The sequence below is a fragment of the Bacillus sp. Medicinal_06 genome (genome assembly GCF_056711665.1).
The window spans coordinates 218,570-244,050 of sequence record NZ_JBWYHD010000007.1; the positions used below are offsets into that span (position 1 = coordinate 218,570).

The following is a 25,481-nucleotide window of genomic DNA, read 5'->3' on the forward strand; positions in this document are numbered from 1 at the left end:
TCCTATCCTGTTCTCTCACCAATCCAAATTGTAGTCAATGTTTGATGTAAAAGCAAAGAATATCTCTTATAGTGCTAATCCTTTTATTGAATTGTATAAAAATTGTAGTGTGGGAACTTGTTTTTGTTGTTTTCTCGCTTCTTCTATCGCATAACCAATAATAGCATCAACTTCCGTCTCTCGATTCTCTCTTACATCAGCTAACATAGAAGATGTATTATTGGCTGTAGTTTCACATACACGACAAACCAATTGCCACAGCTCTTCTTTTTCGCCCTCCCCTGTAAGAAACACAACCTCTTGAAATATTTGCTCCATAACTTTATAAAAATAAGGATTCGACAACAATTCTCCATTTTGTATACCGAATAAAGCTGTTAGCGGATTAATGCAGGCATTTATTACAAGTTTATAACACATCGTCTGTTTCCAATTTTCTTCTACTTGCACCCGAAAATATTTTAGAGAAAAACATTCTAATAGTGATCCAAATTGAGACAAATCACTATGTACTACCCCAAATTTTGTAACCCCTACCCCTGTATGCTTCACTGTATATTCATTTTCTTTTTTTGCCCCATGCTCTACAATCCCCACCGCTACATTTTTACACTTTATTTCTTGCAAGATATGCAGATGAGACATCCCATTTTGTAAAAAGATAATCCGTCTTTGTTCTTTTATGAAAGGAAGTATATTCGCTAAATGATATTGTTTAACAGCAATGAACGTATAGTCCATTTGTTCGTCTACAATATTCTCTAACGGCATAACATTTATAAATACCGTTTCCACTTCTCCCTTACGAATACACCTTATCCCCTCCTGCATTAACTTTTCAGCTTGTTCTACTGTTCTTGTAAATAATGTAACATCCTGTTTGTTCTTTTTTAAATAAAAGGCAAATAACAGACCAATCGCTCCCGGACCAACAATCCCAATTCTCATCTCTCTCCTTCAGAAGCTCCTAACAAGTACTAAAAAGAAATATATTCTTCCATTAATTAGAAGCCTTCTGATTCCCTCCTCTCTATACTTGTCCTAACATTGATTATATCTTATTTATATTTCAACAATCGAAAGTACATTTCATAAATATGTATAAATCGCCTTCCTATGACTAGTGTAACAAACACTTCAAAAAAATACTGAAAGAAATATTCTATTTTCTTCATAAAAATGAAAAAATGAGTTATAATATTATTGAAAATATTTATACTTTTCTTTATTTTTCAAAACGAGAAAAGGATGTGATGTAATGACATTCCCAAAAGTTGAGCGTTTGCTCATCAATTATAAAACATTAGACGAATTTAAAAAATTTAAGGGCTGCGGTGCTCAAGAACTCTCCATGTTTGAAGAATTACAAGCAAATATTATTGAAAACGGCAGCGAGTCTCCTTTTTACGGCATTTATTACGGTGGATCCCTTATCGCACGTATGAGCTTGTACATGAGGAGACATGGTGAATCAAATCTTGAGATTACTGGAACTTACGTAGAACTTTCAAAGCTTGAAGTATTACCAAACTTTCAAAAACAAGGTTTTGGTCAAATGCTTGTTAACTACGCAAAACAGCTACAATTTCCAATCAAAACAACAGCCCGCATTCAATCTGCTGCGTTTTGGGATAAACAAAATTTTAGGCAAGTATCAACGACTGATGGTGAATTTTATATTTGGCATCCAGAAACTAATTTGAATGCGGTTACAAGTGAAGAATCAGCATAAAATAAAAACAGCTGTTATTCAGCTGTTTTTATTTTTTCAACTTTTCTAATGTTTCATGCTCATAAATTGTATCTCTTCCTTTTGTTTCTAGCACCATCACACTTCTTTTTCGATCAATATAATCAAGCAAAGTACGATACTCTTCTTCATATACAGCTAATCGCTGAAGAAGCTGTTCTTTTTCCTTTTGTAACAACTCAATTTTTTGATGAGATTCTTTTACTTCTTCTTCACCTTTATATTTTTGTAAAAAAGCAATGACATCCTCTAATGTAATCGATACAGGAGAACACTTCGCCACTTTCGGTTGTCTTACTTCATAATTTTCTACCTTACGAATTTGTTTCGCCTCTTCAATACGTTCTTTATATTGCTTTCTAACGTAAGAATTCCATCTAAATCCACATGCCGCAGGTGTACGGGATAAATGTCTACCTACTTCTTTAAATGCGGAAAGTTGCGTTCCGCCTTCACGAATATGCCGGAGCACCACTTCTGCCAGAAGTAAATCTTCATCATCAGTCCATGCATCTTGTCTTGTTGTCGCCATCCCTCTAGTCCTCCTTATGCATTTTTTATTAAACATATGCAGTTACTAGAAAAGATAGAATACGAACATGTAAAGAATATATTTTTCTCCCCTTTCACTTCACCATTATTTTTCGAGGGGTATAATGAAAAATCTCTTCTTCCTAACAGAAAAAAAACAAAAAATAAACGCAGAAGAATATCTTCTGCGTTTATTTCTGCAATTACTTGCTGATTACTTCTTTACCTTTGTAAGTACCGCATGCTTTACATACACGGTGAGCTAATTTCGCTTCACCACAGCTTGGGCACTCTACCATACCAGGTACTGATAATTTGAAATGCGTACGACGCTTTCTTTTTACTGTTTTAGAAGTTCTTCTAAAAGGTACAGCCATTCTTCCCACCTCCTTAAAAGAAATAGTTATTTTCATATGAAGGCCTGAACCAGTCTTCCGATTATTTGTCAAAAAACTTCGCAAGTCCTGCTAACCTTGGATCAACAGGCTTTTCTTTGCTTTCTTCCGAAATCACTTGCCAGTCTTGACCTTGCGTCGGTGCTCCACCGGAAACATCATCACTGAAAATTTGCATTGGAATCTCCAAAAGTATATTTTCCTTGATTATAGGGAGTAAGTCAAGTACTTCTCCTTCTAAGTAATGGATTTCCGCTTCCGTTTCGTACTCTTCTACTGAAGTTTGGAACACCTCAGTTGTTTTAATGTCAAATGGTAATGTTACATCTACTAAAGAGCGAGAACATGGTAAAACCATGCTTCCAGTTATATGTAGATGAAACGTAAACTTACTGGAGCCAAAATCAACTCTACCTGTTACATGAACAGGATTAATTTCGCGAATTTCTTTCTCGACTTCTTTTAGCTCACTTACATCTACCATCTCATCCAATGTCAATCCTTTATGTCTCAATTTGCTTAATTGATGGATGGACCATTTCATATCATATCACCTCAAGGCAACAAACAAAATTATAGCTAGCCATTTTATATTTGTCAATGTTTTTTCTTTACACTATAATGAAGTCATTATAGGAAATAATATATAGATTATCATGTTTTTAGAAAAGATGCTACATCGAAAGGAGAGATTATCATAAAGGCAAGCGGTATTATTGTTGAATATAACCCCTTTCATAACGGTCATGCTTATCATGTGCAACAAACAAAAAAGTTAACACAGTCTGACATTACAATTGCTGTCATGAGCGGACCTTTTTTACAACGCGGCGAACCAGCTCTCGTATCAAAATGGTATCGAACCAAGATGGCTCTAGCTGGTGGTATAGATCTTGTGGTTGAGCTTCCTTATGCATTCGCAACACAAAAAGCCGAAACATTTGCTAACGGAGCCATTTCTATTTTAGATGCCCTTGGCGTTTCTGAAATTTGCTTCGGCAGTGAGGATGGAGAAGTTCAAAATTTCTATAACACCATTTCTTTACGTCAAAAAGAAAATGATACTTTCAATCAACTTGTGCAGCAATTTATGGATGCTGGAAACAGCTATGCCAAAGCAACATCTCAAGCCTTCTCACAAATTTTATCGGATGCCAATACTGTTGATATGTCCCAACCAAATAATATATTAGGCTTACATTACATCGAAGCAATTCTTTCGCAAAAGAGTTCAATTCATGCACATACCATCGAAAGGTTCGCCTCCCATTACCATGACGAAACCTTTCAAGATAATCATATCGCAAGTGCAACTAGCATTCGCAAACAGTTATTTCGTAACAATGATTCATTCAAGACCATTTATCCATTTGTATCAAATGATACTGCATCTCTTTTAGAATGCTATAAACAAACATATCATACGCTACATTGTTGGGAGAATTATTTCCCATTTTTCAAATACAAACTCCTTACGATGTCTTCTCAGGAATTACAACATATATATGAAATAGAGGAAGGATTGGAGCATCGTATTTTATCAAAAATCCATAATGCCTCCTCATTTCTCACTTTCATGGAAGCGTTAAAAACAAAACGTTACACATGGACTAGATTACAAAGAGCATGTACACATATTTTAACGAATACAACAAAAGAGGAAATGGAAGCGGCACATATAGAACAACATTCACCATATATCCGTTTACTTGGTATGTCACAAAAAGGACAAACTTATCTTTCAAAACAAAAAAAAAATCTGGGACTCCCGCTTCTTACTCATGCGAAGACATTCAGGCACCCAGCTCTAGATATAGATCGAAAGGCAAATGCTGTTTATTTTTCAGTGCTACAAGAACCTTCACGCACAAAATGTATACAAAAGGATATAACGCAACATCCTATTCGGTACGATGAAACGACGAACAACTTTAATTAGCCCTCACCAATCGAGTTTTTACGGGCAATTACTCTCCCGCCTAACTTCTTTTACGGAATTTTAAGGTAGGGGTCTTACTTCCCGCGAATAGTATAAAAAAACCTCTCTGTAGCGAGAGGTTTACTTTTTTTCTGACATTTTTTCTAAATATGTTAACGCATCATCCAATGTATCTACTGGTACAATTTTCATCTTCGTCTTAATATCTTTCGCTGCTTCAAGCGCTTCTTTATAATTCGATTTCGGTGCCCCTTTTTCATTTGGAGCAAAGAATATTTCTGCACCTGCATCACTAGCTGCTACAACCTTTTGTTGAATACCCCCAATTGGACCAATTTCTCCATTTTCATTAATCGTTCCTGTCCCAGCAACTTCATGGCCTTTTGTCATATCTTTTTCAATTAATTGATTATAAATTTCTAATGTAAACATTAATCCCGCTGAAGGACCACCAATTTCATGTGAATCGATTTTCACTTTTGGATCTACTACTAATTCTTTATAAGGAGCAATTGAAACTCCAATTCCTACACGCCCCTTACCATCAGGAATTTGTTTTAGTGTTAACTTTTCCGATAAATGCTTTTCCCCTCGAATATATTCAATATTTACTACTTCACCTTCTTTTTTTCCTGCCATGTGCGCAATAAATTGGTCTATCGCTTCAAAAGGCTGACCATCAACAGCAATAATTACATCCCCAAGTTTTAATTTTCCTTCGGCGGACATATTTTTAGCAACCCCAGCAACTAATACTCCTTTCTCTTGAAAGGAAACTGAACGATTTGCACGTTTATAAGCATTATAAATTGCTGCATTTTGAGATTCTTTCATTGCATACGCTTGGCGAAACTGATACTCCTCATCACTCTCGCCTTTTTGTAAAATTTCCTCTGCTTTAGAAATGTGATTATATTTATTAAATTGGGCAGCTATTAAATTTATAACATTTGCAGGCCCCATTGAAACTGTCACGAGCATAAAATCACCTGATTCTTTCTTTCCACCATCAACTTGTACATAGGGTTCTAATTTTGCCGCCATGCCTGGCTTTGTTATATAATATGGAAGGCGTACATAGACAAGTAACATTGCCAATATAACCCCAATTAAAATTGCATAGAGAAACCGAAAACGCTTAAACATTATTTTTCTCCTTCCACTGCTCAATTAATAAGTAAATTTTCTGAATGTGTTTTTCAGCCTCTTCTTCTCCAACTCGAATAATGTCTTCAATATTGGTAAAAGCACGAGAACTAAACTGCTCTACTGCTGGACGCATCATTAAATCTGAAGCAATTTGCCGATTAACAACCAGTTCATGTTGCATAATTTCAATACTCTGCATAATAACATCGTAAATAGATGTGACTTCTCCGTTTACCTTAATGGGAGATACATCCACAGCAATTACAATATCAGCGCCCAAGTCTTTGACGACGGATACAGGGATACGATCAATCACCCCGCCATCTACTAGTAAGCGACCGTCTATTTTCTCTGGTACAAACACTCCTGGCACAGAAATACTCGCCCTCACTGCATCAGTAATAGGACCGCTTGTAAATACAACTTTTTCCCCCTTTAAAATGTCAGTGGCCACAACTGCAGTTGGGATATCTAACTCTTCTATTTTTTTATTATATGTAAACATTTTAATCATATCTTTTACACGTTTTCCAGAAATAAATCCCATTTTGGGTACAGTAAAATCCAAATAATACTTTCTTTTAAATACAGCCGCCATTCGATAGAGCCGCTCAACGTCACAACCCGCCGCATAAAATGTCCCAATTAACGCTCCCATGCTACTTCCTGCAATCATATCGATAGAGATATTCGCTTCACGTAGCACTTTAATAATTCCTACATGTGCAAAACCTTTTGCGCCTCCAGATCCAAGAGCTAAGCCTATTTTCGGTTCATTCATTTCCCTCACCCTTAAAATTTTTTCATCCTCTTTTTCATACTTATGGTCTAAACTCACCATGTATCCACGTATACTGAAATGAACGTTTTTGGGACAAAGGGGGTTACGTTAAAATGTATGAAAAATGGAAAACAGCTTTTCTCACCATAACGATGCTCTTTCTAACATTTTCTCTCGTACTTCACCCCCAAGCCGCTTTGCAATCTTCTATTCGCGGGTTAAATATATGGTGGGAAGTTGTCTTTCCTTCGCTACTACCTTTTTTTATCGTTGCGGAGCTTTTAATTAGTATAGGTGTTGTAAAGTTTATTGGTGTTATATTAGAGCCGCTTATGCGTCCGCTCTTTCGTGTACCTGGTATCGGCGGCTTTGTCTGGGCAATGGGAATGGCCTCCGGTTTTCCTTCAGGCGCCAAATTAAGCGCGAGACTTCGCCAAAGTAATCAGTTAACACAAATCGAAGCAGAACGACTCGTATCGTTTACAAACTCTTCTAATCCATTATTTATTTTTGGAGCTATTTCTATTGGCTTTTTTAATAATCCAAAATTAGGTTTCATACTAGCTGTTGCACATTATGTTAGCAACTTTACTGTCGGATTACTTATGCGTTTTTATGGTAATAACAATACTTACATAAAAGAAAAACAATCCACTCAAAAACGTCCCTTACAACACGCATTTTCAATTCTCCACGAAACACGTTTACAAGAAAACAGACCAATCGGAAAAATACTTGGTGATGCGATTATCTCCTCTATTCAAACTTTACTCATGATTGGTGGATTTATTATTTTATTCTCCGTTTTAAATAAAATGATTACTGTCTTCCAACTCACGGCAGCACTAGCTTTTATTATGCAAAACATTTTAACTTTCTTCCAACTATCGCCACACTTTAGCATTCCCATCTTATCAGGACTTTTTGAAATGACACTAGGTAGCCAAATGATTAGCCAAACCAATCAGACTACAATTCTTGAACAAGCAATGGTAACGAGCTTTATTTTGGCATTCAGCGGCCTTTCTATTCAAGCTCAGGTAGCCAGTATTTTAGCCGAAACTGATATTCGCTTTAAACCATATTTTTTTGCAAGGATTATCCAAAGCATTCTAGCCCCAATTTACACTTTTATATTTTGGGTACCACTTTATGAAAATTTACATTCTTTTTCACCGAATCAACAAGATATTCCTGTATTTTTATTAAACCATTCTTCTATTCTAACGAAAACTTGGGAATTATTGCTTGACTACGGTCCCGCCTTTACACTACTTTGTTTATATCTATATGTTATTTTATTATTCTTGCGCATAATAAACAAAGAAAAACCCCGTTCATCTTAACGGGGTTTGAAACTTTTCTTTTAAAGCGCGCTCAACAATAGGAGGAACGAGACCAGCTACATTTCCACCATAGCGAGCCACTTCCTTCACAATGCTCGAACTTAAAAATGAATATTGATTATTCGTCATAATAAAAAAGGTTTCAATATTTTCATCCAACTTACGATTCATCGATGTAATTTGCATCTCATATTCAAAATCAGAAACTGCACGTAAACCACGCAAAATTGCGTTTGCATTACGCATTTTTGCATATTCAACTAACAGTCCACTGTGTGAATCAACTTTTACGTTTGGAATATCTTTTGTTGCTTCTCGAATTAACTCTAGGCGCTCTTCGACTGAAAAGAACGGTTTTTTAGAAGAATTATTTAAAACGACAACATATACTTCGTCAAACACCTTTGCGCCCCTTTTAATAATATCCAAATGCCCAAGAGTTATTGGATCAAAACTCCCTGAAGAAATTGCTATACTTGTCATTCGGTCCCCTCACCTTCATACTTATAAATCGAAATTGCCGTAATACCATAATTTTCTGCTCTTACCTTTACAAGTCCCCCAATTGTCTCAGGTAAGATTACATCGTCCCCATGTTCTGCCATAATCAATCCATCTTTATTCAATAATCCATGTTGATCTATAACACTAATTAATGAAATGATTTTTTGGTCTTTGTATGGTGGATCCAGCAGTATAAGGTCAAATGATAATTCACGTTTAATCAGTGCCTTTACAGCACGCTCTGCATCATTTCTGTACACTTCAGCTTGATTATGTACTCTGCAACTTTCTAAATTTTGATGAATCACCTTCACCGCTTTATTATCTCGATCAACAAAAATTACTTTGTCAATCCCTCTGCTAAGTGCTTCAATTCCAAGCCCTCCGCTACCTCCAAACAAATCGAGAGCAATCCCTCCTTCAAAATAAGGACCAATCATATTAAAGATGGCTTCTTTTACTTTATCTGTTGTCGGTCGCGTTGTATTACCTGGCACAGCCTTAAGCGGATGCCCTTTACATTTTCCAGAAACTACTCTCATTCGCTGTCACTACCTTTATTTCAATCTATCGAGCGATTATTACAAACGCATATCCGCTCCCGTAATCGCTATCAAATTCCACTGTTTTCTATATATTTTCCCATTAAAGAGTAATCGAATTCGCTGCCTATCAAAAGGAAAAATAATTTATTTCTTTAAAAAGCCATCAATTGCATGATAACTTTTCAGTGTTCCATATGTATATTCATCTCGCTATTTGCGAGTATAACCCTCTCTACTAACACAAGGTTCACTTTATCTTTTTTATCCTATCATAAAATAAAAGAAAGAAAAATAAAAAGCCTACGATAAATTTTAAATTCATTATGTATATCTTCATTTAGATTGGACATAAATAAATATAACAACATCACCTTCGATGTTGTTGCCAACCGCGGAGAAGACTTACGTTTCCCCATAAGTTCTTCCTCCGGTTTCTCCTCTCCCTTTGCCTTCTTACTAGTACATACTAGTATAAGAAGGGCCCTGCTTTGCAGGGTTTTTTTCTTTGCCTGCTTTTCATTTTAAAAATGAAATGATACAGTAAAAGAAAGAGGAGGAAATAATATGATTCAACGTTTTATTGAACTAGGAGAAGGCTACTCCGATTTATATGAATTACTTGAGATTGCAAATACAAATAAAGATCGTGTCTCACATATGTTACAATTCGAAACCTTAAAAAACGATAAAAAAGTATGCTCACTAGTTGTTGTTCTTAAACCGACCACAGTTGGTGACTTCCAACCGCTATACATATGCCGTGAAGGGATTCCTATACTTGAGGATTCAAAAAGTAAACGAATCGTCTTATTCGAAGAAACAGCTGAACAAATCGGGAAAAAGATTACTTCCTTTACAGTAAAACCTTCTACAATTTTTCCAGAAAAAGAATTATATTTTAATCACCTTATTGGCATTTTACGAATGAATCATTTCATTCCCCCAATGCAGTAACAGTTTTTATACTCATTGTATTTTTATTAATATAAAGAAACCCCCACCAAAATTAGTGGGGGCCTTTCTCTTTAACTATAGTCGTATTCTTTCGCGCGATCCGGACGTGAATTCTCAAATTCCGTTTTAAGAAACGGGCGATATGATTGCTCAATTTTTTTCACAAAAGGAAGTTTATTTAGTTTTTGCATCATATGCTCTATTTGTTCCATATCACAATATACGACTGCATATTTCAAACGCTTTGATATGTAATGTATATTACCATATTTCCTTAAAATCTTGGCATGTTTCAATGAATGTAAATAAACAATCATACTTTGTCGTTGCCCGAACATAATTTTCTCCATCTTCTCCTTTTATATACTCATATTATTGTATCTTATAAACATTAATCAGAAATTTGTGAAATTATAGTACGTTGTAGAATGAGTTCTGTATACGGTTTCTTTCATATTCTAAAAAACGGGGCATATCACCCCGTTTTTTTACAACCACAACTTCCACCAGAGCCACAACCGCCTCCGCATCCACCTGCATCAAAAAACGGATTTCCAGTAGGAACTTTAATAGCAGATGATACTTCTGAACCAATTGCTACACTGACTTCATCTAATAATTTTTGCAAAGCGTTTTCTGCTTTTTTAAAAGCAGCTATCTTTTCATGCAAGTCTACAGAACGTTTTAATTCCCGCATATTTTTCGAAACGAAAGTATAATCAGGATGGTATTTTCCAAAGCGTTGCACTTCTTCATATCGCTCTTTCATTACTGTAAATTGACCAATTAATGTTTGAGCCTCCAAATCTTCCTGTAACGCCTTATAACATTCACGATAACTCTCTGCTATATCTGAACAGACAATCGCTTTTGCAAGCTGTTCTGCCGCTTCTAATATCATTACGCTTTCAAGCGTCGCTACAATCATGAGAGACACCTCCGAGTACCCATCATAACACATTTAAAGCAGAACTACTAATTTGAGTATCACATCTACATACAAATTGAAAATTTCTATTGCCGAAAACACTCACCCATCATCATTTCTTATACACAAATATGCTCTGCGATATTATATCGTAGTACGTCCCAGCTTCCATTCTCCTCTTTTACATAACTAATACATGCATTTTTCAGTGGCGTTTTAAATGTAATTTCATCAGGTAAAATTGCGTGTAAAATTGCTTTTATCGCATGTGAATGTGCAACAATAATAATGCGCTTACCTTCATGTACTTGTGCAACATCCTGCAATGCAGCAAAGCAACGATTTACAATCTCTTCATCTGTCTCCATACCCTCTACATTTCCCTCTGCAATAAGTTCTCTAACTGTAGGAACTGGTTTTCCTGAAGCCTCTCCAAAATTCCGTTCAACAAAACGTTCATCAAGAAGAATGGACTGTATCCCAACAGCATCGCTAATTGCCTGTGCTGTTTCCTGTGCTCTAATTAAAGGACTGCTAATAATTACATCCCACGTTTCCAATTTTAGTGCAGCTGCACTTTGACTCGCTTGCTTTTTCCCAACTTCATTAAGCGGAATATCTTCAAGCCCTTGAATAATCTCTTGAAAATTCCAATCAGTTTGTCCATGTCGTACTAAACAAATTTCCGTCATGCTATAACTCCTTTTTTCAATAATCCGTTTCTATTGTATCAAAAGTTTCGTATGACGGACATAGTTTTTCCTGCCAATTACGTTGCATTTTGCTGCTTCATATATTGAAACATGTCAATCATAATAGAAGCAACCGCCAATTGATTTTGAAATTTTGCAACTTTATCTGGGATTGTCTTTTTATAATACTGTAAGGCAGCTAATTCAAATGCCTCTTTTTCTTCCGGATTACGGGATAACTTTCGATACCAGTGGGGTTGTTCACGAATATAGCGCTCTAAATCTTTATCAGACTTTATAAATTCCATAAGCTCTGCCCTCATCCTCTTTTCCTCCTAATCTTTCCGAAAGAAAAATGGATTATTTTCAGAAGTTCTTTGCTCAGGTCGTGTACGATTTCCTTGAAATTGCTGAATAACCTGTTGTACACTCCCTATCGCACTTGTTACATTAGCTAGATGTTGCTGCATTTGCTCTGCATCTAATTTTTTAAAAAAAGAAAGCATTTGCCCCATCAAATCAGCAGCTTTTTCATCATTATTTTCTTGTGCTGGAGAAGAAAGTGCTTCACCATCTGCTTTATAGACCTTCCACATTTCATCTTGCTCTCCAAGTAAATACCATTCCTCATAAAATTGTTGCCATGTTTTTTGACCATTTCGAACTTCATGAACCATTTTAGGGTGATGGTTTACAAACTCTTTAAATTGTTGAACAGAAGGATGTAATGGTCCTTTTGTTTTTGTCATAATCCTCACCTCTTCAGATGTATCTACTATATTGTAAGAAAAAAAAGGCGCATGGTTCGCCTATTTTTAAACGATTCATGCACCTTCCCCTATTTTCTAATGAAATTTTGCGTATAAAATTTATCAAAGACTCCAACACCTAGTCCAGTAAATTGTTCATTTAACAAATTTTTCCGATGCCCTTCACTATTCAGCCATCCTTGTACTGCAGCGATGCCATCAGTATGCTGCGCTGCTATATTTTCACCTGCAAGTTGAAATGCAACTTGACCGCGTTGTAATCGATCTCCTAAAGTCCCGAATTTGGGTGAATCATGTGAAAAATAATTATTTTCTTTCATATCTTTACTATGTCCAAAAGCCACTTCAGCTGTTTGTTGATCCCATGTTAATAGTGGTAATTGATGACGACTACGAATAATATTAGTCAAATCTAGAATTTGTTGCATATTCCCCTGTTCTATTTGTGTCATCTTTTCTGGAGTGATTGGTTGTTCCGCCCCTAATTCTCCAGAATAAACAAGCTGATACGGTCGTTGTCGAAGCAATACCTCGTCATCCATATACCGAATTCCAACAAGTTCATGTGTGAATCTGTCAAAATATAACTGCGCCCAACTATCTTCTTCTATCGAAACAAGTGGTTGTTCTGCAATTTCAGCATCAGATAATTCAAATTGATAGCTGTTCCTTCCTTCTTTCAAAGAAATTTCATGTGAGAATGGATTTTTTTTATACGTCTCCTCATATTTTTCATTCATACGAAATGGTGCTACATCCAGTTGATCCCCGGCAGCATAAGCTGTTACAATTTTATGTTCTGCAACACCAAACTGTACATATTTTGACAAATCCTGATTATAAATCCACCACTCGTAACCATACGCCGAAGGTTCAATTCGAGCTGGCTCACCCCATTTTGCTAATAAACTTTCTGAATCTCCCCCTATTAATTGGGAAATTGTCTCTGGGAATCCTTCATTTATCTGTTTCTTTTTCTTAACAATCTTATGTTCCTGCTTAGAATGAGATGGCTGTAATATATATTGTGAAACGAGTAATTTCCCGTACAAATCAATTGCTAAAATAAAAACCGTAATCATTACGATACGTAATAATTTCTTCAAACAATGTACCTCCTGGTCAAACATAAAATTGAGATATACACAAATATTTTTTCTCTTTTGTGTACTATACTATTTTCACTATATCATATTTTTATGAAAAAAGCTGTGATTCCCCCTTTTCTCTCAATACGAATTGCGATTTCTCATTATTCATACTATTATAAAATTAAAGGGTATCAAATAAAAATAAGGAGGGATTCCATGCAATTTACAAATTCAAAAATTATAGGTGCAGTAGTTGATTTCACATTATTAACGGAGGTCATGCAAAATCAACATTTTGTACTTGCTGGGCAATGGGATTATGAGCGAGTTACATACGACTATAAATTTGAAATATTAAAGGATGTATACTATTTACGGGTACAAGGACTTGCTGTAGAAGGAGAAATCGGAGGGCGACATGCACAAGTGAAATTACTTCCTCCATTGTTAGGAAAACATTATTATCCACATGGTGTTGAATATGGAGAAAATGAAAATTTCCCTACAAACGTACTTCAAAAAAGCGAACAACTTCTGCAAAACATTGAAAAAGAGCTAAAGGAATTTCAAGTTATTGAATAAACAAAACAGGCGTGTCTATATGGACACGCCTGTTTTGTTTACAAATTAAGAATGAATTGTCTTTTTAACTGGATACCCATATATAGACCCGTCTTTTACTTTAATCTTATCTTCCCACGGAACTTTATACTTGCCTTCTGTTAAATCTTTTACAAATGTGTATGGGTTTTCTTTTACCCCTCCTGGCGTAGCTACATAACCTCTAGGCCCTAAATTGTAAATATTATTTTCAAGCCCCCATCCTAATCTAGCTTGATCTGCTAATTCCGTATACACTTCTGCAGTAACAATCTCCCACGGATTTCAGTGCCCTTGTACTAATGTAGTGCCATCAAAATTACACACTTGCCCTTCGCTAAAGTAATAAAACACGCCATCATATCCTGCTAAATTTACAGATAATTTATACATCAAATTTTACCATGCATTCGAACGATTCGTTAACATCCATTGCTCACTCACTTGTGTGCTATATCCAGAGATACGAATTAGGACGTTCGCACCTTTTTATTTCGTTTGCAAATATGGAGGCACTGCCTGTAGTTGCTCCTCATCTTTTTTGCGCTCTCTACGTGCCCATTTAAAAAATACATAACCAATAATCATACCGTACACTATTTCCTGGACAATTTTCATAATGATACCACCTGTTTGTTGATCTTGTACAATTGGCATCCAATGTAAAAACTCTGGTCCGGTTATATTTAAGTCAGTTAGTGTCCCTGCAGGCACACAAAGCTCCATCGCTTTCATCCAGGCACTGGGATCTGTATATGTAGCAAACAATGATTCACTTGCAAAAATGATTAATGCACAAGCTGGTGTTAATAATACACCATTTGCAAACATATACCCTATTTTCTTTATTTCACTTAACGTTTGATACTCTGGTAATGGATTTAGCATCGGCCACCACATCATGATTGCTGTAAAAAATAGAACCGCAAGGAAGATAGGGTGTGCAATTTGACTTTGTTTTACAGTATCAAAAACTACTGGTAAATGATAAAAAGAAAATAAACCATTGAATACAAACAGCGCAATAAGCGGTTTTGTAAACAGCATTAATATAATTTGAACAACCTTAAAGGATGTAATATATTGATATAACCAAATCGGTATTCCTAATAGTAATAGCGGAGGTACTGCGATATACATCACCGCCATCTCAAACATATGTGCACTGAATATAATATGCCCAAGTAAATCAACAGGTCCCCCCTTCACAATATATAGAAGGATTATTCCCGCCGTAAAATAAAATATCTGCATTTTGTTTACCTTTTCTGCATTTTCGAACCGATTCCTATATGGCCCGATAATAAGAAAGTAACAGATAAGGACAGAAACTATAAACAGTAAAAAGATCGGGCTCCATAAAGCTTGAAAACCAAATATCCATAAGTTGCTCACTTTTACACCCACCCTTTCAATATGAACTCCTTACCCTCATAGGAAAAAGGGAGCGAAGATAACTTCAAGCTCCCTATTCTTTACTTTTTTAAACCCAGACAATCGTCATAAAAGCTAAAATTGTTAACAATCCTACTAATAATCCCGAATATAGGAAAAAAGCTGCTGCTTCATGTCCTTTATGACTCATGTGCATGAAATAGTACAATTGAAATATTACTTGCACAACAGCTAACAGTAGAATAAATGGTACCGAGAAAAGAGGACTAAATGTTTTCGGATAAGCGACCGCCACAAAAGCTACAATCGTTAAGAAAATCATTAAACCAAATGTAATCACTTGATGTCTCATTTCTTCTGCACTTTTTTTTCTACGATAAACGAGATCTACCTTTGAGTTACTTGTGTTTGTTTGCTTTATCGCCATTGTTTATCCCACCATTCCCATCAAATATACTACAGTGAAAATAAACACCCAAACTACATCAATAAAGTGCCAGTAAATAGATGCAACGTAAAACTTTGGGGCATTATATAAATTCAGTCCCCGCTTCGCATTCCGAAAAACTAATGTTAAGATCCATAACAATCCAAACAATACGTGCAATCCATGAGTTCCAACAAGTGCGTAAAACGCTGAACCAAATGCACTACTTCTCATCGTATGCTTGAATTCGTGTGTATAATGATAAAATTCATAAATCTCAAATCCTAAAAATCCCAATCCTAATAGTACTGTAACAATTAACCAAAGCTGCATTTGCTTAAAGTTAAAGTTCTTCATATGATACATCGCATATACGCTTGTTAAACTACTTGTTAACAAAAGCATCGTCATAATAAAAACAAGTGGCATTTGAAACATTTCTTGAGAAGTGGGGCCGCCGTTTGTAGAATTTTTCAGCGCTAAATATGTGCCAAATAAGGAAGCGAACAATACTGTTTCGCCTCCAAGAAATAACCAAAATCCAACAAACTTATTTTTTCCCTCAAGGGTTGCTTTTTCAGGTTCTGCTGGAAATGTTTCATTTGTTAATTTTTCCTCTACATGCATTACGCTGTGCCCCCCTTATCATCTAAGTCTTCTTTATGAATATGATAACCATGGTCATCAATTACTGAACGTAAGAACATTGCACCAAACGTAATGATAAGTCCAATAATTGCAACCAAGAGCCAAAACTTATCTTTTCCACCTTGCATATACATTGCACCAAATGCCGCTATAAATAATCCAAGAGATATAACAAATGGTGAAAATGAAGGGTTAGGCATATGAATGTCACTAACAGGCTCTGCCGGTGTCATTTCTTTATTTCCTTCACGTTTCTCAATCCAAAACGGATCCAATCCTCGAACGAATGGTAATTGCTTAAAATTATATTCTGGTGTTGGGGCTGGCATTGTCCATTCTAAAGTACGACCATCCCATGGATCACGTCCCGCTTTTTCTTTAGATAATGATGTTTTCACAACATTGAATAGAAGAACAATCGTTCCAAGTCCCATAAATATAGCACCAATTGAACTAATTAAGTTCCCCGTTTCTAACCCTTGTCCTGGTAAATACGTAAAGTAGCGACGTGGCATACCAATTAACCCAAGGAAATGTTGGATAAAGAATGTTAAATGGAAACCAATAAAGAACAACCAAAATGTAATTTTCCCTAGTGTTTCATTTAATACTCTGTTAAACATAAGCGGCCAATAATAATGTGCACCTGCTAGTAATCCGAACACTACCCCACCAACGATTACGTAGTGAAAATGCGCCACAACGAAATAGTTATCGTGGAATTGATAGTCAGCCGGAGCCGAGGCAAGCATGACTCCTGTTACACCACCCATTACGAATGATGGAATAAAAGCAACCGCCCACATCATTGGCGTTGTAAACCTGATACTCCCGCCCCACATTGTAAAGAGCCAGTTAAATATTTTAATACCGGTCGGAACTGCAATTGCCATTGTTGCAACTGAAAAAATAGCATTTGCAACAGGACCAAGACCAACTGTGAACATGTGATGCGCCCATACCATGAATCCTAAAAATCCAATCAACACTGTTGCAAATACCATAGATGAGTAACCAAATAGTCGTTTTTTAGAAAATGTAGCGAAAATTTCTGAGAATATTCCGAAAGCTGGGAGTATAAGAATGTACACTTCTGGGTGACCAAAAATCCAGAATAAATGCTCCCATATAATCGTATTACCACCTAAAGCTGGGTTAAAGAAACTTGTACCAAATAAACGATCTAACATAAGTAGTGCCAATCCAACTGTTAATGGAGGAAAAGCAAATAAAATAAGTGAAGACGTTACAAATGTTGTCCATGTAAACATCGGCATACGCATATATGTCATTCCAGGTGCACGCATATTAATAATTGTTACAAGGAAGTTAATACCACCAATCAGTGTACCTATACCCGATATTTGTAATCCTAGTACATAAAAGTCAACACCATGACCTTCAGAAGCAAGAGATAACGATGCATAAGATGTCCACCCTGCATCAGGTGCTCCTCCTAAAAACCAACTTAAGTTTAAAAATACTCCACCAAAGAAAAACAACCAAAATCCAAGTGAATTTAAAAATGGAAACGCCACATCGCGTGCCCCAATTTGAAGTGGCACAGCAGCGTTCATAAATGCAAACACGAGCGGCATAGCTGCGAGGAAAATCATTGTTGTACCGTGCATTGTTAATACTTGATTATAAGCATCCCCAACAAGAAAAGCATTATTCGGAATGGCTAATTGAAGACGGATAAATAATGCTTCTATTCCGCCAATGATAAAAAATAATCCACCTGCAATTAAATAGAGAATGGCAATCTTTTTATGGTCTACTGTCGTCAAATAATCCCATATAACAGCACCCATCCCCTGTTTTTTTGCTACAGAACTCACGTTTTCAACCTCCCCTTCGCAAATAATCCCTCTTTACTTCTCAACTTTTAACGTTTTCAAATATGCATTTAATGCCTCTACTTCGTCGTCCGTTAAGTTGCCATATTTACCAGTCATTTTATTTCCTGGCTTCATATTTTCAGGATCCTTTAGCCATTTTTTTAGGTTTTCTTCATTATTTTCAGCAATGCCGGCAACCATATCGCGATCAGCAAAATTTGCTAGGTTTGGTGCGATACGTGCAGAAGGTGGTCTACTATCATTTGATCCAGTTGCATGACAACCGATACAGCTTTTGTTGAATATTTCTTTACCTTCTTGTTCTTTTGTGGAAGCTACTTCTTTCTTACCATCAAGTTTCTTCATATCTGCAATCCAAGTTTTGTACTCGCTTTCATCAACAGCTTTTACTTTAAATTGCATTAAAGAATGTGATGGGCCACAAAATTCTGTACAAAAACCATTATAAGTGCCTGACTTATCTGCCTTTAACCACATTTTGTTGACATTATCTGTATTCGTATCCATTTTTCCAGCTAAAGATGGAACCCAAAATGAATGTTTAATATCAGCACCTTTCAGATTCAAATACACTTTTTTACCTGTGGGGATAACTAAGTCTTGCGAAGTCACTATCTTTTCTGATTTATAAGAAAATTCCCACCAATAAAGATTCGCTGTTACATCAACAACGATTGTATCTTTATCAATATTCTTTTTCTCCATCGCACTTACATCAGCAAGTTTGAATGTATATGTAACAGTCGGAACAGCCAATATTAGCAAAAGAATAATCGGAATGACTGTCCATATAATCTCTAGTTTGTGATTTCCTTCAACCTGCTTCGGGATATAATCCTCTTGACCCTTCTTTTGTCGGAAACGCACAATTACATACAAGAAAATAATAGTAACTACAAGTACAACGCCTACCATAATCGCACTTGCTAACAAGAGTAAATCATATTGCATTTTTGCTACTTCACCTTGCGGAATTAAAGTAGATTGAAAGGCTTTACCGCATCCCCCTAACAGTAAAGCCAGCAGTGAAACGAATGAAAGCAGTCGCCACTGTTTCTTCATACAAACAACCCCCACTTTCTTTGTGAATTAGATTGTACTTTATTTATAGTAAGTAAAGTAAATCTCAACGTAAAGAAATCCCCTCATGTCGTTGTCTTAGAAGAATGTAACTACAATCATTGACACAAATAAGATTGTCAAGTAATTCAAGGAGTAGACAAACATTTGTATGGACCATTTTATGTCATCCTTCTTACGGAATCCATAGAATCCTAATACGATCCATCCAATGTTAAGCAATGTTGCAATTACCATGAATGTTACTCCCAGTCCACTCATATAAAATGGTAGTGGTAATAAACATACTGTCCAAATCATGATTTGACGTTTTGTAATATCAAATCCATGTACAACAGGAAGCATTGGAATACCTGCATTTCGATATTCATCAACACGTTTCATCGCTAACGCGAGGAAATGTGGGATTTGCCAAATAAACATAATTAAAAATAGCATCCAAGCAATCGAATGACCTAAACTAGGATCAATTGCTGCCCAGCCAATTAAAGGTGGAACTGCTCCAGATACACTACCTACTACTGTATTTAGTGTATATGCTCGTTTTGTCCATAGTGAATATAAAACAACATATGTGAAAGCACCAATAAAACCTATAATTGCTGCCATTGGTGTTGTAAATAACAAGAATACAAAACCAAGAAGCAATAAAGTAATACCTAATGTTAAGGCAAACCCAGGTTTATATTTTCCTGTTACTGTCGGACGATTTTTTGTCCGTTCCATTAAGTGATCGATATCCCGATCAATATAATTATTCAAGCTACATGATCCTGCCATAATTAAAGCCGAGCCGACAATTGTAAAGAACATTTTATCCAAATGGTTCGTAGCATTTAATCCATTAAAGTGTAAAGCCAACCAAAACCCTGTAAACACCGTAAGTGTATTTGAGTTTACAATCCCCATCTTAACGAGCGCTAATAAATCTTGTACACGTGTTGTTTCCGGTACATCTGTTATAGCTGACTCATCATGCAGCTCACTTGTTGCATGGTTCATCATTTCAACCCCCTCTTAAAACTTTCATCCTTCTTTCGCGTCTTTACTAAAGAAAGTAATACGCTTCTATATAGCAATATTATTACAGTAGAAATGGTGTTTTCTCACTCTACTACTAATCTACGCTCATACTCGAATATATTAAATCATATTTCCCGAACAATTTGTGAAGAAAACATGAACTTTTTGTGTCGAACAACAAAAAAGTTTCTCCTATTACTCCCTATCATAACATGAGATTATCTTCTATAATAAACTATTTTGTCATATTTGGCCCTATTTCTTTTTATAATAGAAGTATTTCGCCCTAAAATAGGTGTTTTTTATTCCGTTCTTTTGTTTTTTGCAAGCACTTTATCAATCCACCCATTCCTTTGCTATTTTATTATTTTTTATATATCATAGGACTGTAGCGCGTTTTGTTCTATAAAATTGATGGAATGAAAATATTTCGCAATAACTTCATAACAGAAAGATGGTGAAAAGGTTGCAACGTTTTATTAAATGGTTAGCAGTCATTACAAGTCTCGACCTACTATTGGTTTTACTGGGAGGGGCATTAGTTACAAAAACAGGTTCAGGACAAGGTTGCGGTAAATCATGGCCACTTTGTAATGGTGAATTCGTTCCTTCAAATTTGTCAATGGAAACAATTATCGAACTAAGTCACCGTTTAACATCAGGATCTGCAGGGATTCTCGTTACACTTCTTTGTATATTATCATGGAAATATTATAAGCATGTACGTGAAACAAAAACGCTCGCTATTTTATCTTTCGTATTTCTAGTTGCACAGGCATTAATGGGAGCCGCCGCAGTTGTATGGGGACAAGTACCTGCTGTACTTGCTATTCATTTTGGTATTTCCTTAATTTCATTTGCTTCTGTTATTTTACTAGCATGTCTTATTTTTGAGATTGACAAAAAATTCGATGCACGCTCTCTCATTATGGACAAAAAAATGAAATTTCATATTTATGGTGTAACAATTTACAGCTATATTGTCGTCTATACAGGGGCACTAGTACGTCATGAACGTGCAAGTTTAGCATGTCCAGACTTCCCACTTTGTAGTAAAAATAGACCATGGCCTACCCAGTTACACGAATGGGTTCAAATGGGTCACAGGATCGCAGCAATGTTAATATTCGCTTGGATTCTATATGCGATGATTCTTGCTATTCGTCATTATAAAAAGCAACGAGTTGTATATTGGGGATGGATCACTTCATTTATTCTCGTTACCCTTCAAGCGATTGTTGGTGTTTTAGTTATATATACAGATGCAAGCTTGCCAATGGCACTGTTACATTCGCTCTTTATCTCTTGTCTCTTTGCCGTATTATGTTATTTAGTTATGTTAGGTACAAGAAGCAAAGCAAACGCACAAGACACACACCAATCAACTACAGCGAAAAAGAAACAATCATTTTAATAACTTGCCACTATGGCAAGTTATTATTTTTATATAAAGTAAAACTTCCACCCGTGAAGAATCTGTTTTACGAACACGAAAAAAGAGCTGCTTTTCGGCAGCTCTTTTCTTTATTATTATTGTTCTAGTTCAATGAGTAAATCTCCCGTTTGAATCGCATCGCCATCTTTTACATATACTTTCTTCACTTTCCCATTGAATGGCGCCTGAACCGTCGTTTCCATCTTCATCGCTTCTGTAATTGCCATAGAATCGCCTTTTTTCACTTCATCGCCTTCATGTACAACGACTTTAATGACCGTTCCTGGCATTGTTGCACTTATATGATTTGGATTTTCACGGTTTCCTTTCACACGCTGTGCAACTGTTGCTTTAACACTTTCATCTTTGACAACAATTTCACGCGGTTGCCCGTTGAATTCAAAGTAAAGTACACGAGTTCCATCTGGTTGCGGTTCACCAATTGACACTAATTTAACAATCAATGTTTTACCACGTTCAATTTCCACACCAATTTCTTCACCAAGCCTCATACCATAGAAGAACGTTGGTGTATCAAGTACAGATACATTCCCATAAAATCCAGTTACTTTTTGATAATCCATAAATACTTTTGGATATAGTGCATATGCAACAACATCAAAAATAGTTACTTCACGTCCAAGTTTATGGAATAATTCTTCTTTTAAAGCATCAAAATCAACCGGCTCTAATAATTCCCCTGGTCTTACTGTTAATGGCTCTTTCCCTTTTAAAATGATCTTTTGTAATTCTTTCGGGAAGCCACCATATGGTTGCCCAAGATCTCCAGAGAACATTTCTACAACAGAACCTGGGAAATCTAGCGAGTGTCCACGCTCAAAAATATCTTGTTCTGTAAGGTGATTTTGCACCATAAATAGTGCCATATCACCAACAACTTTTGATGATGGTGTTACTTTTACAATATCACCAAACATATCATTGACACGACGATACATCACTTTCACTTCATCAAATCGGTCTCCTAAACCAACTGCTTTCGCTTGTTGTTGAAGGTTACTATATTGCCCCCCTGGCATTTCATGCATGTATACTTCTGTATGTGGTGCATTCATACCACTTTCAAATGGTGCATAATATTTACGAACATCTTCCCAATAATGTGAAAGTTTTTCTAACGAATCGACATTCACATCTGGTTGTCTTTCATTTCCGCCTAATGCATAATATAACGTATTTGCACTTGGTTGTGATGTTAAACCTGCCATTGAGCTTACAGCTACATCGACAATATCAACACCCGCTTCAATTGCTTTCGTATACGTTAAAACACCATTTCCACTTGTATCATGTGTATGGAGGTGAATCGGAATCGATACCGTTTCTTTTAAAGCAGACACTAAATCGTAAGCTGCATTTGGTTTTAATAATCCAGCCATATCTTTAATACCTAGAATATGTGCTCCTGATGCTTCTAATTCTTTTGCTAAGTTTTTATAATAATTCAAGTCATATTTACTACGCATTGGGTCATGGATATCCCCTGTGTAACACATTGTTGCCTCTGCAATTTTACCGCTCTCTCTTACAGCATCAATTGTAACCTTCATACCTTCTACCCAGTTTAAGCTATCAAAAATACGGAATACATCGATACCAGCTTGCGCTGAACATTCTACAAATTTTTGAATTAAATTATCTGGATAGTTTTTATAACCAACTGCATTCGATGAACGAAGAAGCATTTGGAATAAAACATTTGGCATTCTTTCACGAAGATCTAATAAACGTTCCCATGGATCTTCTTTTAAGAAACGATACGCAACATCGAATGTTGCACCGCCCCACATTTCCGCTGAGAATAAATTTGGTAGCATTCTAGCTGTTGGCTCAGCGATTTTGTTTAAATCTTTTGTACGAATACGTGTTGCGAGTAATGATTGATGCGCATCACGGAATGTAGTATCCGTTAATAGTACACGCTTCTGATCTTGTACCCATTTTACTAGCCCATCTGCACCACGTTCGTCCAAAATTTGTTTCGTTCCATCTGGAACTGATTCAGAATATTTCATATTTGGTATACGTGCATCCGAGAAAATCGGTTTTTCTTTCTTACCTACTCCAGGAAAACCATTTACTGTTACTGTACCTACATAACTTAACATCTTCGTTCCACGGTCTTTACGTTTTGGGAAGACGAACAATTCAGGTGAAGCATCTATAAACGATGTATCATATTCTCCTGATAAGAAATTTTTATGTTTTACTACATTCTCTAAGAATGGAATATTTGTTTTAATACCACGAATACGAAATTCTTTTAAGTTACGCTCCATTTTCGCAGCTGCTTGTTCAAATGTAAGTGCCCAAGTTGTTACTTTAACAAGTAGTGAATCATAATATGGCGTAATAACTGCACCTTGAAAACTGTTACCTGTGTCAAGACGAACGCCAAAACCACCACCTGAACGATACGCCATAATTTTCCCTGTATCAGGCATAAAATTATTAAGCGGATCTTCTGTTGTTACGCGAGATTGAATTGCATATCCATGCACAATAACGTCTTCTTGTTTTGGTACACTCACTGTTGAACTATGTAAAGAGTGTCCATCAGCAATCAAAATTTGAGACTGAACAATATCAATTCCTGTGATCATTTCTGTAATTGTATGTTCTACTTGAACACGCGGGTTTACTTCAATGAAATAAAAGTCATTACCTTTTACAAGGAATTCAACTGTACCAGCATTTAAATAGTTAACATTTTTCGTTAACTTTACTGCTGCTTCACAAATACGATGACGAAGTTCATCTGATAGTGACACACTCGGTGCAATTTCAACTACTTTTTGATGACGACGTTGTACAGAGCAATCACGCTCATATAAATGCACAACGTTGCCTTCTTCATCCGCTAATATTTGTACTTCTATATGTTTAGGTTTTTCAACGAATTTTTCAACGTACACTTCATCATTACCAAAAGCTGCTTTTGCTTCTGATTTTGCACGATCATAAGATTCTTTTAATTCATCACCGCTACGCACAATACGCATACCGCGGCCGCCACCGCCAAGTGATGCTTTAATAATTATCGGGTAATCATACTGCTTAGCAAACTCTTCAACTTCTTCTAGTGAATTAACAGGTCCATCGCTACCAGGGATAACTGGAATATTAGCTAATTGCGCTTGTGTTCTTGCTTTTACTTTATCTCCAAACATATCTAAATGTTTACTTTTTGGTCCGATAAAGATAATTCCCTCTTCTTCACAACGTCTAGCAAATTGGATATTTTCTGACAAGAAACCATATCCGGGGTGAATTGCATCCACGTGATTGCTTTTCGCAATCTCAATAATACCTTCAATATCAAGGTAAGCATCGATTGGTTTTTTTCCTTCTCCCACTAAATAAGACTCATCTGCTTTATAGCGATGGTAAGAACCGCTATCCTCTTTTGAATAAATTGCAACTGTATTTAACCCAAGTTCTGAACAGGCCCTGAATACACGAATTGCAATTTCTCCACGGTTAGCTACTAATACTTTTTGAATACGTTGCAGCTTTGTCATGATTTTCCCCCTCTACTTTCCTACCACTCTAGAGATTAAATAGGTACACGCCCTAAAGAGCGTGAAGTTCTTCACTTTCTTTTCTAAACTATAA

General features: G+C 36.1%; 27 protein-coding genes and 1 pseudogene. 6 read left to right on the top strand and 22 right to left on the bottom strand.

Annotated elements, in window-relative coordinates; genetic code table 11:
- Positions 1–66 precede the first annotated feature (66 nt).
- Entirely contained in the window at positions 67–948 is an 882-nt protein-coding gene (locus AC1M36_RS18555) for a 2-dehydropantoate 2-reductase (protein ID WP_336452073.1), read from the bottom strand.
- 310 nt (positions 949–1,258) lie between these two features.
- Between AC1M36_RS18555 and AC1M36_RS18560 the strand changes: the two genes are divergently transcribed.
- The gene (locus tag AC1M36_RS18560; protein ID WP_479846091.1) at positions 1,259–1,732 is read left to right on the top strand and encodes an N-acetyltransferase; all 474 of its coding nucleotides are present in this window, start codon (positions 1,259–1,261) and stop codon (positions 1,730–1,732) included.
- Between the two features lie 28 nt (positions 1,733–1,760).
- Here the strand turns inward: AC1M36_RS18560 and AC1M36_RS18565 are convergent, their stop codons facing one another.
- The 3 genes from AC1M36_RS18565 to AC1M36_RS18575 form a co-directional block, all read right to left on the bottom strand.
- On the bottom strand, positions 1,761–2,282 hold the full coding sequence (locus AC1M36_RS18565) for an RsfA family transcriptional regulator (RefSeq protein WP_336452075.1): 522 nt from the start codon (positions 2,280–2,282) through the stop codon (positions 1,761–1,763).
- Positions 2,283–2,484: 202 nt separating this feature from the next.
- Entirely contained in the window at positions 2,485–2,658 is a 174-nt protein-coding gene (rpmF, locus tag AC1M36_RS18570; protein ID WP_001984764.1) for a 50S ribosomal protein L32, read from the bottom strand.
- A 61-nt stretch (positions 2,659–2,719) separates the two neighbouring features.
- Positions 2,720–3,220 (bottom strand): YceD family protein, encoded by a 501-nt coding sequence (locus AC1M36_RS18575; RefSeq protein WP_336452076.1) that lies wholly within the window; start codon positions 3,218–3,220, stop codon positions 2,720–2,722.
- Positions 3,221–3,373: 153 nt separating this feature from the next.
- Here AC1M36_RS18575 and AC1M36_RS18580 point away from each other — a divergent pair, with 153 nt between their 5' ends.
- Positions 3,374–4,615, top strand: a complete 1,242-nt coding sequence (locus AC1M36_RS18580; RefSeq protein WP_336452214.1) for a nucleotidyltransferase — start codon at positions 3,374–3,376, stop codon at positions 4,613–4,615.
- Between the two features lie 120 nt (positions 4,616–4,735).
- On the opposite strand, the gene AC1M36_RS18585 is transcribed toward AC1M36_RS18580, so the two are convergent.
- Together AC1M36_RS18585 and AC1M36_RS18590 are read right to left on the bottom strand one after the other, a co-directional pair.
- Positions 4,736–5,761, bottom strand: coding sequence for a SepM family pheromone-processing serine protease (locus tag AC1M36_RS18585; protein ID WP_336452077.1), 1,026 nt, complete (start codon positions 5,759–5,761; stop codon positions 4,736–4,738).
- Positions 5,754–6,545 (bottom strand): patatin-like phospholipase family protein, encoded by a 792-nt coding sequence (locus AC1M36_RS18590; protein WP_336452078.1) that lies wholly within the window; start codon positions 6,543–6,545, stop codon positions 5,754–5,756. Before AC1M36_RS18590 ends, AC1M36_RS18585 begins: the two co-directional genes overlap by 8 nt.
- A 113-nt stretch (positions 6,546–6,658) precedes the next feature.
- Between AC1M36_RS18590 and ylbJ the strand changes: the two genes are divergently transcribed.
- Positions 6,659–7,891: a sporulation integral membrane protein YlbJ gene (gene ylbJ, locus AC1M36_RS18595; protein WP_479846092.1), complete on the top strand. Its 1,233-nt coding sequence runs from the start codon at positions 6,659–6,661 to the stop codon at positions 7,889–7,891.
- Here the strand turns inward: ylbJ and coaD are convergent.
- Together coaD and rsmD are read right to left on the bottom strand one after the other, a co-directional pair.
- Positions 7,883–8,374: a pantetheine-phosphate adenylyltransferase gene (gene coaD / locus AC1M36_RS18600; RefSeq protein ID WP_017151158.1), complete on the bottom strand. Its 492-nt coding sequence runs from the start codon at positions 8,372–8,374 to the stop codon at positions 7,883–7,885. The genes ylbJ and coaD overlap by 9 nt on opposite strands.
- Positions 8,371–8,937, bottom strand: coding sequence for a 16S rRNA (guanine(966)-N(2))-methyltransferase RsmD (gene rsmD / locus AC1M36_RS18605; protein ID WP_336452080.1), 567 nt, complete (start codon positions 8,935–8,937; stop codon positions 8,371–8,373). The genes coaD and rsmD overlap by 4 nt, the downstream gene beginning before the upstream one ends.
- A 567-nt stretch (positions 8,938–9,504) precedes the next feature.
- On the opposite strand from rsmD, the gene AC1M36_RS18610 reads away from it, so the two are divergent.
- Positions 9,505–9,894 carry a DUF7147 family protein gene (locus AC1M36_RS18610; RefSeq protein WP_336452081.1) on the top strand — a complete coding sequence of 130 codons (390 nt, stop codon included), beginning with the start codon at positions 9,505–9,507 and terminating at the stop codon, positions 9,892–9,894.
- Positions 9,895–9,965: 71 nt separating this feature from the next.
- Here the strand turns inward: AC1M36_RS18610 and AC1M36_RS18615 are convergent, their stop codons facing one another.
- The 6 genes from AC1M36_RS18615 to AC1M36_RS18640 all read right to left on the bottom strand — a co-directional run bounded on the left by AC1M36_RS18615 (position 9,966) and on the right by AC1M36_RS18640 (position 13,390).
- Positions 9,966–10,232: a YlbG family protein gene (locus AC1M36_RS18615; RefSeq protein ID WP_026049165.1), complete on the bottom strand. Its 267-nt coding sequence runs from the start codon at positions 10,230–10,232 to the stop codon at positions 9,966–9,968.
- A 137-nt stretch (positions 10,233–10,369) separates the two neighbouring features.
- Positions 10,370–10,822 carry a YlbF/YmcA family competence regulator gene (locus tag AC1M36_RS18620; protein WP_336452082.1) on the bottom strand — a complete coding sequence of 151 codons (453 nt, stop codon included), beginning with the start codon at positions 10,820–10,822 and terminating at the stop codon, positions 10,370–10,372.
- A 119-nt stretch (positions 10,823–10,941) separates the two neighbouring features.
- A complete protein-coding gene (locus AC1M36_RS18625) occupies positions 10,942–11,514 on the bottom strand; it encodes a histidine phosphatase family protein (protein WP_336452083.1) in 573 nt (190 codons plus the stop codon).
- A 77-nt stretch (positions 11,515–11,591) separates the two neighbouring features.
- Complete coding sequence (locus AC1M36_RS18630; protein WP_336452084.1) at positions 11,592–11,837, bottom strand: YlbE-like family protein; 246 nt, start codon at positions 11,835–11,837, stop codon at positions 11,592–11,594.
- Between the two features lie 12 nt (positions 11,838–11,849).
- A complete protein-coding gene (locus AC1M36_RS18635; protein ID WP_336452085.1) occupies positions 11,850–12,263 on the bottom strand; it encodes a YlbD family protein in 414 nt (137 codons plus the stop codon).
- 89 nt (positions 12,264–12,352) lie between these two features.
- On the bottom strand, positions 12,353–13,390 hold the full coding sequence (locus tag AC1M36_RS18640; protein WP_336452086.1) for a CAP domain-containing protein: 1,038 nt from the start codon (positions 13,388–13,390) through the stop codon (positions 12,353–12,355).
- Between the two features lie 201 nt (positions 13,391–13,591).
- On the opposite strand from AC1M36_RS18640, the gene AC1M36_RS18645 reads away from it, so the two are divergent.
- On the top strand, positions 13,592–13,957 hold the full coding sequence (locus AC1M36_RS18645; protein WP_336452087.1) for a YugN family protein: 366 nt from the start codon (positions 13,592–13,594) through the stop codon (positions 13,955–13,957).
- Between the two features lie 45 nt (positions 13,958–14,002).
- Here the strand turns inward: AC1M36_RS18645 and amiF are convergent.
- From amiF to cyoE, 7 genes and pseudogenes are all read right to left on the bottom strand, one after another.
- Positions 14,003–14,464: pseudogene (gene amiF, locus AC1M36_RS18650) on the bottom strand (formamidase); the annotation flags it as partial.
- Complete coding sequence (ctaG, locus tag AC1M36_RS18655; protein WP_479846093.1) at positions 14,465–15,370, bottom strand: cytochrome c oxidase assembly factor CtaG; 906 nt, start codon at positions 15,368–15,370, stop codon at positions 14,465–14,467.
- Positions 15,371–15,458: 88 nt separating this feature from the next.
- Entirely contained in the window at positions 15,459–15,797 is a 339-nt protein-coding gene (ctaF, locus tag AC1M36_RS18660) for a cytochrome c oxidase subunit IVB (protein WP_017151147.1), read from the bottom strand.
- A gap of 3 nt (positions 15,798–15,800) precedes the next feature.
- Entirely contained in the window at positions 15,801–16,424 is a 624-nt protein-coding gene (ctaE, locus tag AC1M36_RS18665; protein WP_000557899.1) for a cytochrome c oxidase subunit III, read from the bottom strand.
- A complete protein-coding gene (gene ctaD, locus AC1M36_RS18670) occupies positions 16,424–18,259 on the bottom strand; it encodes a cytochrome c oxidase subunit I (protein ID WP_336452215.1) in 1,836 nt (611 codons plus the stop codon). Before ctaD ends, ctaE begins: the two co-directional genes overlap by 1 nt.
- 60 nt (positions 18,260–18,319) lie before the next feature.
- Positions 18,320–19,369 (bottom strand): cytochrome c oxidase subunit II, encoded by a 1,050-nt coding sequence (gene coxB / locus AC1M36_RS18675; protein ID WP_336452089.1) that lies wholly within the window; start codon positions 19,367–19,369, stop codon positions 18,320–18,322.
- Between the two features lie 96 nt (positions 19,370–19,465).
- On the bottom strand, positions 19,466–20,389 hold the full coding sequence (gene cyoE, locus AC1M36_RS18680) for a heme o synthase (protein WP_479846113.1): 924 nt from the start codon (positions 20,387–20,389) through the stop codon (positions 19,466–19,468).
- 487 nt (positions 20,390–20,876) lie between these two features.
- Here cyoE and AC1M36_RS18685 point away from each other — a divergent pair, with 487 nt between their 5' ends.
- The gene (locus tag AC1M36_RS18685) at positions 20,877–21,824 is read left to right on the top strand and encodes a COX15/CtaA family protein (protein WP_336452091.1); all 948 of its coding nucleotides are present in this window, start codon (positions 20,877–20,879) and stop codon (positions 21,822–21,824) included.
- Between the two features lie 116 nt (positions 21,825–21,940).
- On the opposite strand, the gene pyc is transcribed toward AC1M36_RS18685, so the two are convergent.
- A complete protein-coding gene (pyc, locus tag AC1M36_RS18690) occupies positions 21,941–25,387 on the bottom strand; it encodes a pyruvate carboxylase (RefSeq protein WP_336452092.1) in 3,447 nt (1,148 codons plus the stop codon).
- Positions 25,388–25,481: the final 94 nt, after the last annotated feature.

Coding starts and splice junctions, on each gene's coding strand:
- AC1M36_RS18555 (WP_336452073.1), bottom strand. CDS start 948: ATGAGAATTGGGATTGTTGGTCCGGGAGCGATTGGTCTGTTATTTGCC.
- AC1M36_RS18560 (WP_479846091.1), top strand. CDS start 1,259: ATGACATTCCCAAAAGTTGAGCGTTTGCTCATCAATTATAAAACATTA.
- AC1M36_RS18565 (WP_336452075.1), bottom strand. CDS start 2,282: ATGGCGACAACAAGACAAGATGCATGGACTGATGATGAAGATTTACTT.
- rpmF (WP_001984764.1), bottom strand. CDS start 2,658: ATGGCTGTACCTTTTAGAAGAACTTCTAAAACAGTAAAAAGAAAGCGT.
- AC1M36_RS18575 (WP_336452076.1), bottom strand. CDS start 3,220: ATGAAATGGTCCATCCATCAATTAAGCAAATTGAGACATAAAGGATTG.
- AC1M36_RS18585 (WP_336452077.1), bottom strand. CDS start 5,761: ATGTTTAAGCGTTTTCGGTTTCTCTATGCAATTTTAATTGGGGTTATA.
- AC1M36_RS18590 (WP_336452078.1), bottom strand. CDS start 6,545: ATGAATGAACCGAAAATAGGCTTAGCTCTTGGATCTGGAGGCGCAAAA.
- ylbJ (WP_479846092.1), top strand. CDS start 6,659: ATGTATGAAAAATGGAAAACAGCTTTTCTCACCATAACGATGCTCTTT.
- coaD (WP_017151158.1), bottom strand. CDS start 8,374: ATGACAAGTATAGCAATTTCTTCAGGGAGTTTTGATCCAATAACTCTT.
- rsmD (WP_336452080.1), bottom strand. CDS start 8,937: ATGAGAGTAGTTTCTGGAAAATGTAAAGGGCATCCGCTTAAGGCTGTG.
- AC1M36_RS18610 (WP_336452081.1), top strand. CDS start 9,505: ATGATTCAACGTTTTATTGAACTAGGAGAAGGCTACTCCGATTTATAT.
- AC1M36_RS18615 (WP_026049165.1), bottom strand. CDS start 10,232: ATGTTCGGGCAACGACAAAGTATGATTGTTTATTTACATTCATTGAAA.
- AC1M36_RS18620 (WP_336452082.1), bottom strand. CDS start 10,822: ATGATTGTAGCGACGCTTGAAAGCGTAATGATATTAGAAGCGGCAGAA.
- AC1M36_RS18625 (WP_336452083.1), bottom strand. CDS start 11,514: ATGACGGAAATTTGTTTAGTACGACATGGACAAACTGATTGGAATTTT.
- AC1M36_RS18630 (WP_336452084.1), bottom strand. CDS start 11,837: ATGAGGGCAGAGCTTATGGAATTTATAAAGTCTGATAAAGATTTAGAG.
- AC1M36_RS18635 (WP_336452085.1), bottom strand. CDS start 12,263: ATGACAAAAACAAAAGGACCATTACATCCTTCTGTTCAACAATTTAAA.
- AC1M36_RS18645 (WP_336452087.1), top strand. CDS start 13,592: ATGCAATTTACAAATTCAAAAATTATAGGTGCAGTAGTTGATTTCACA.
- ctaF (WP_017151147.1), bottom strand. CDS start 15,797: ATGGCGATAAAGCAAACAAACACAAGTAACTCAAAGGTAGATCTCGTT.
- ctaE (WP_000557899.1), bottom strand. CDS start 16,424: ATGCATGTAGAGGAAAAATTAACAAATGAAACATTTCCAGCAGAACCT.
- ctaD (WP_336452215.1), bottom strand. CDS start 18,259: ATGGGTGCTGTTATATGGGATTATTTGACGACAGTAGACCATAAAAAG.
- coxB (WP_336452089.1), bottom strand. CDS start 19,369: ATGAAGAAACAGTGGCGACTGCTTTCATTCGTTTCACTGCTGGCTTTA.
- cyoE (WP_479846113.1), bottom strand. CDS start 20,389: ATGAACCATGCAACAAGTGAGCTGCATGATGAGTCAGCTATAACAGAT.
- pyc (WP_336452092.1), bottom strand. CDS start 25,387: ATGACAAAGCTGCAACGTATTCAAAAAGTATTAGTAGCTAACCGTGGA.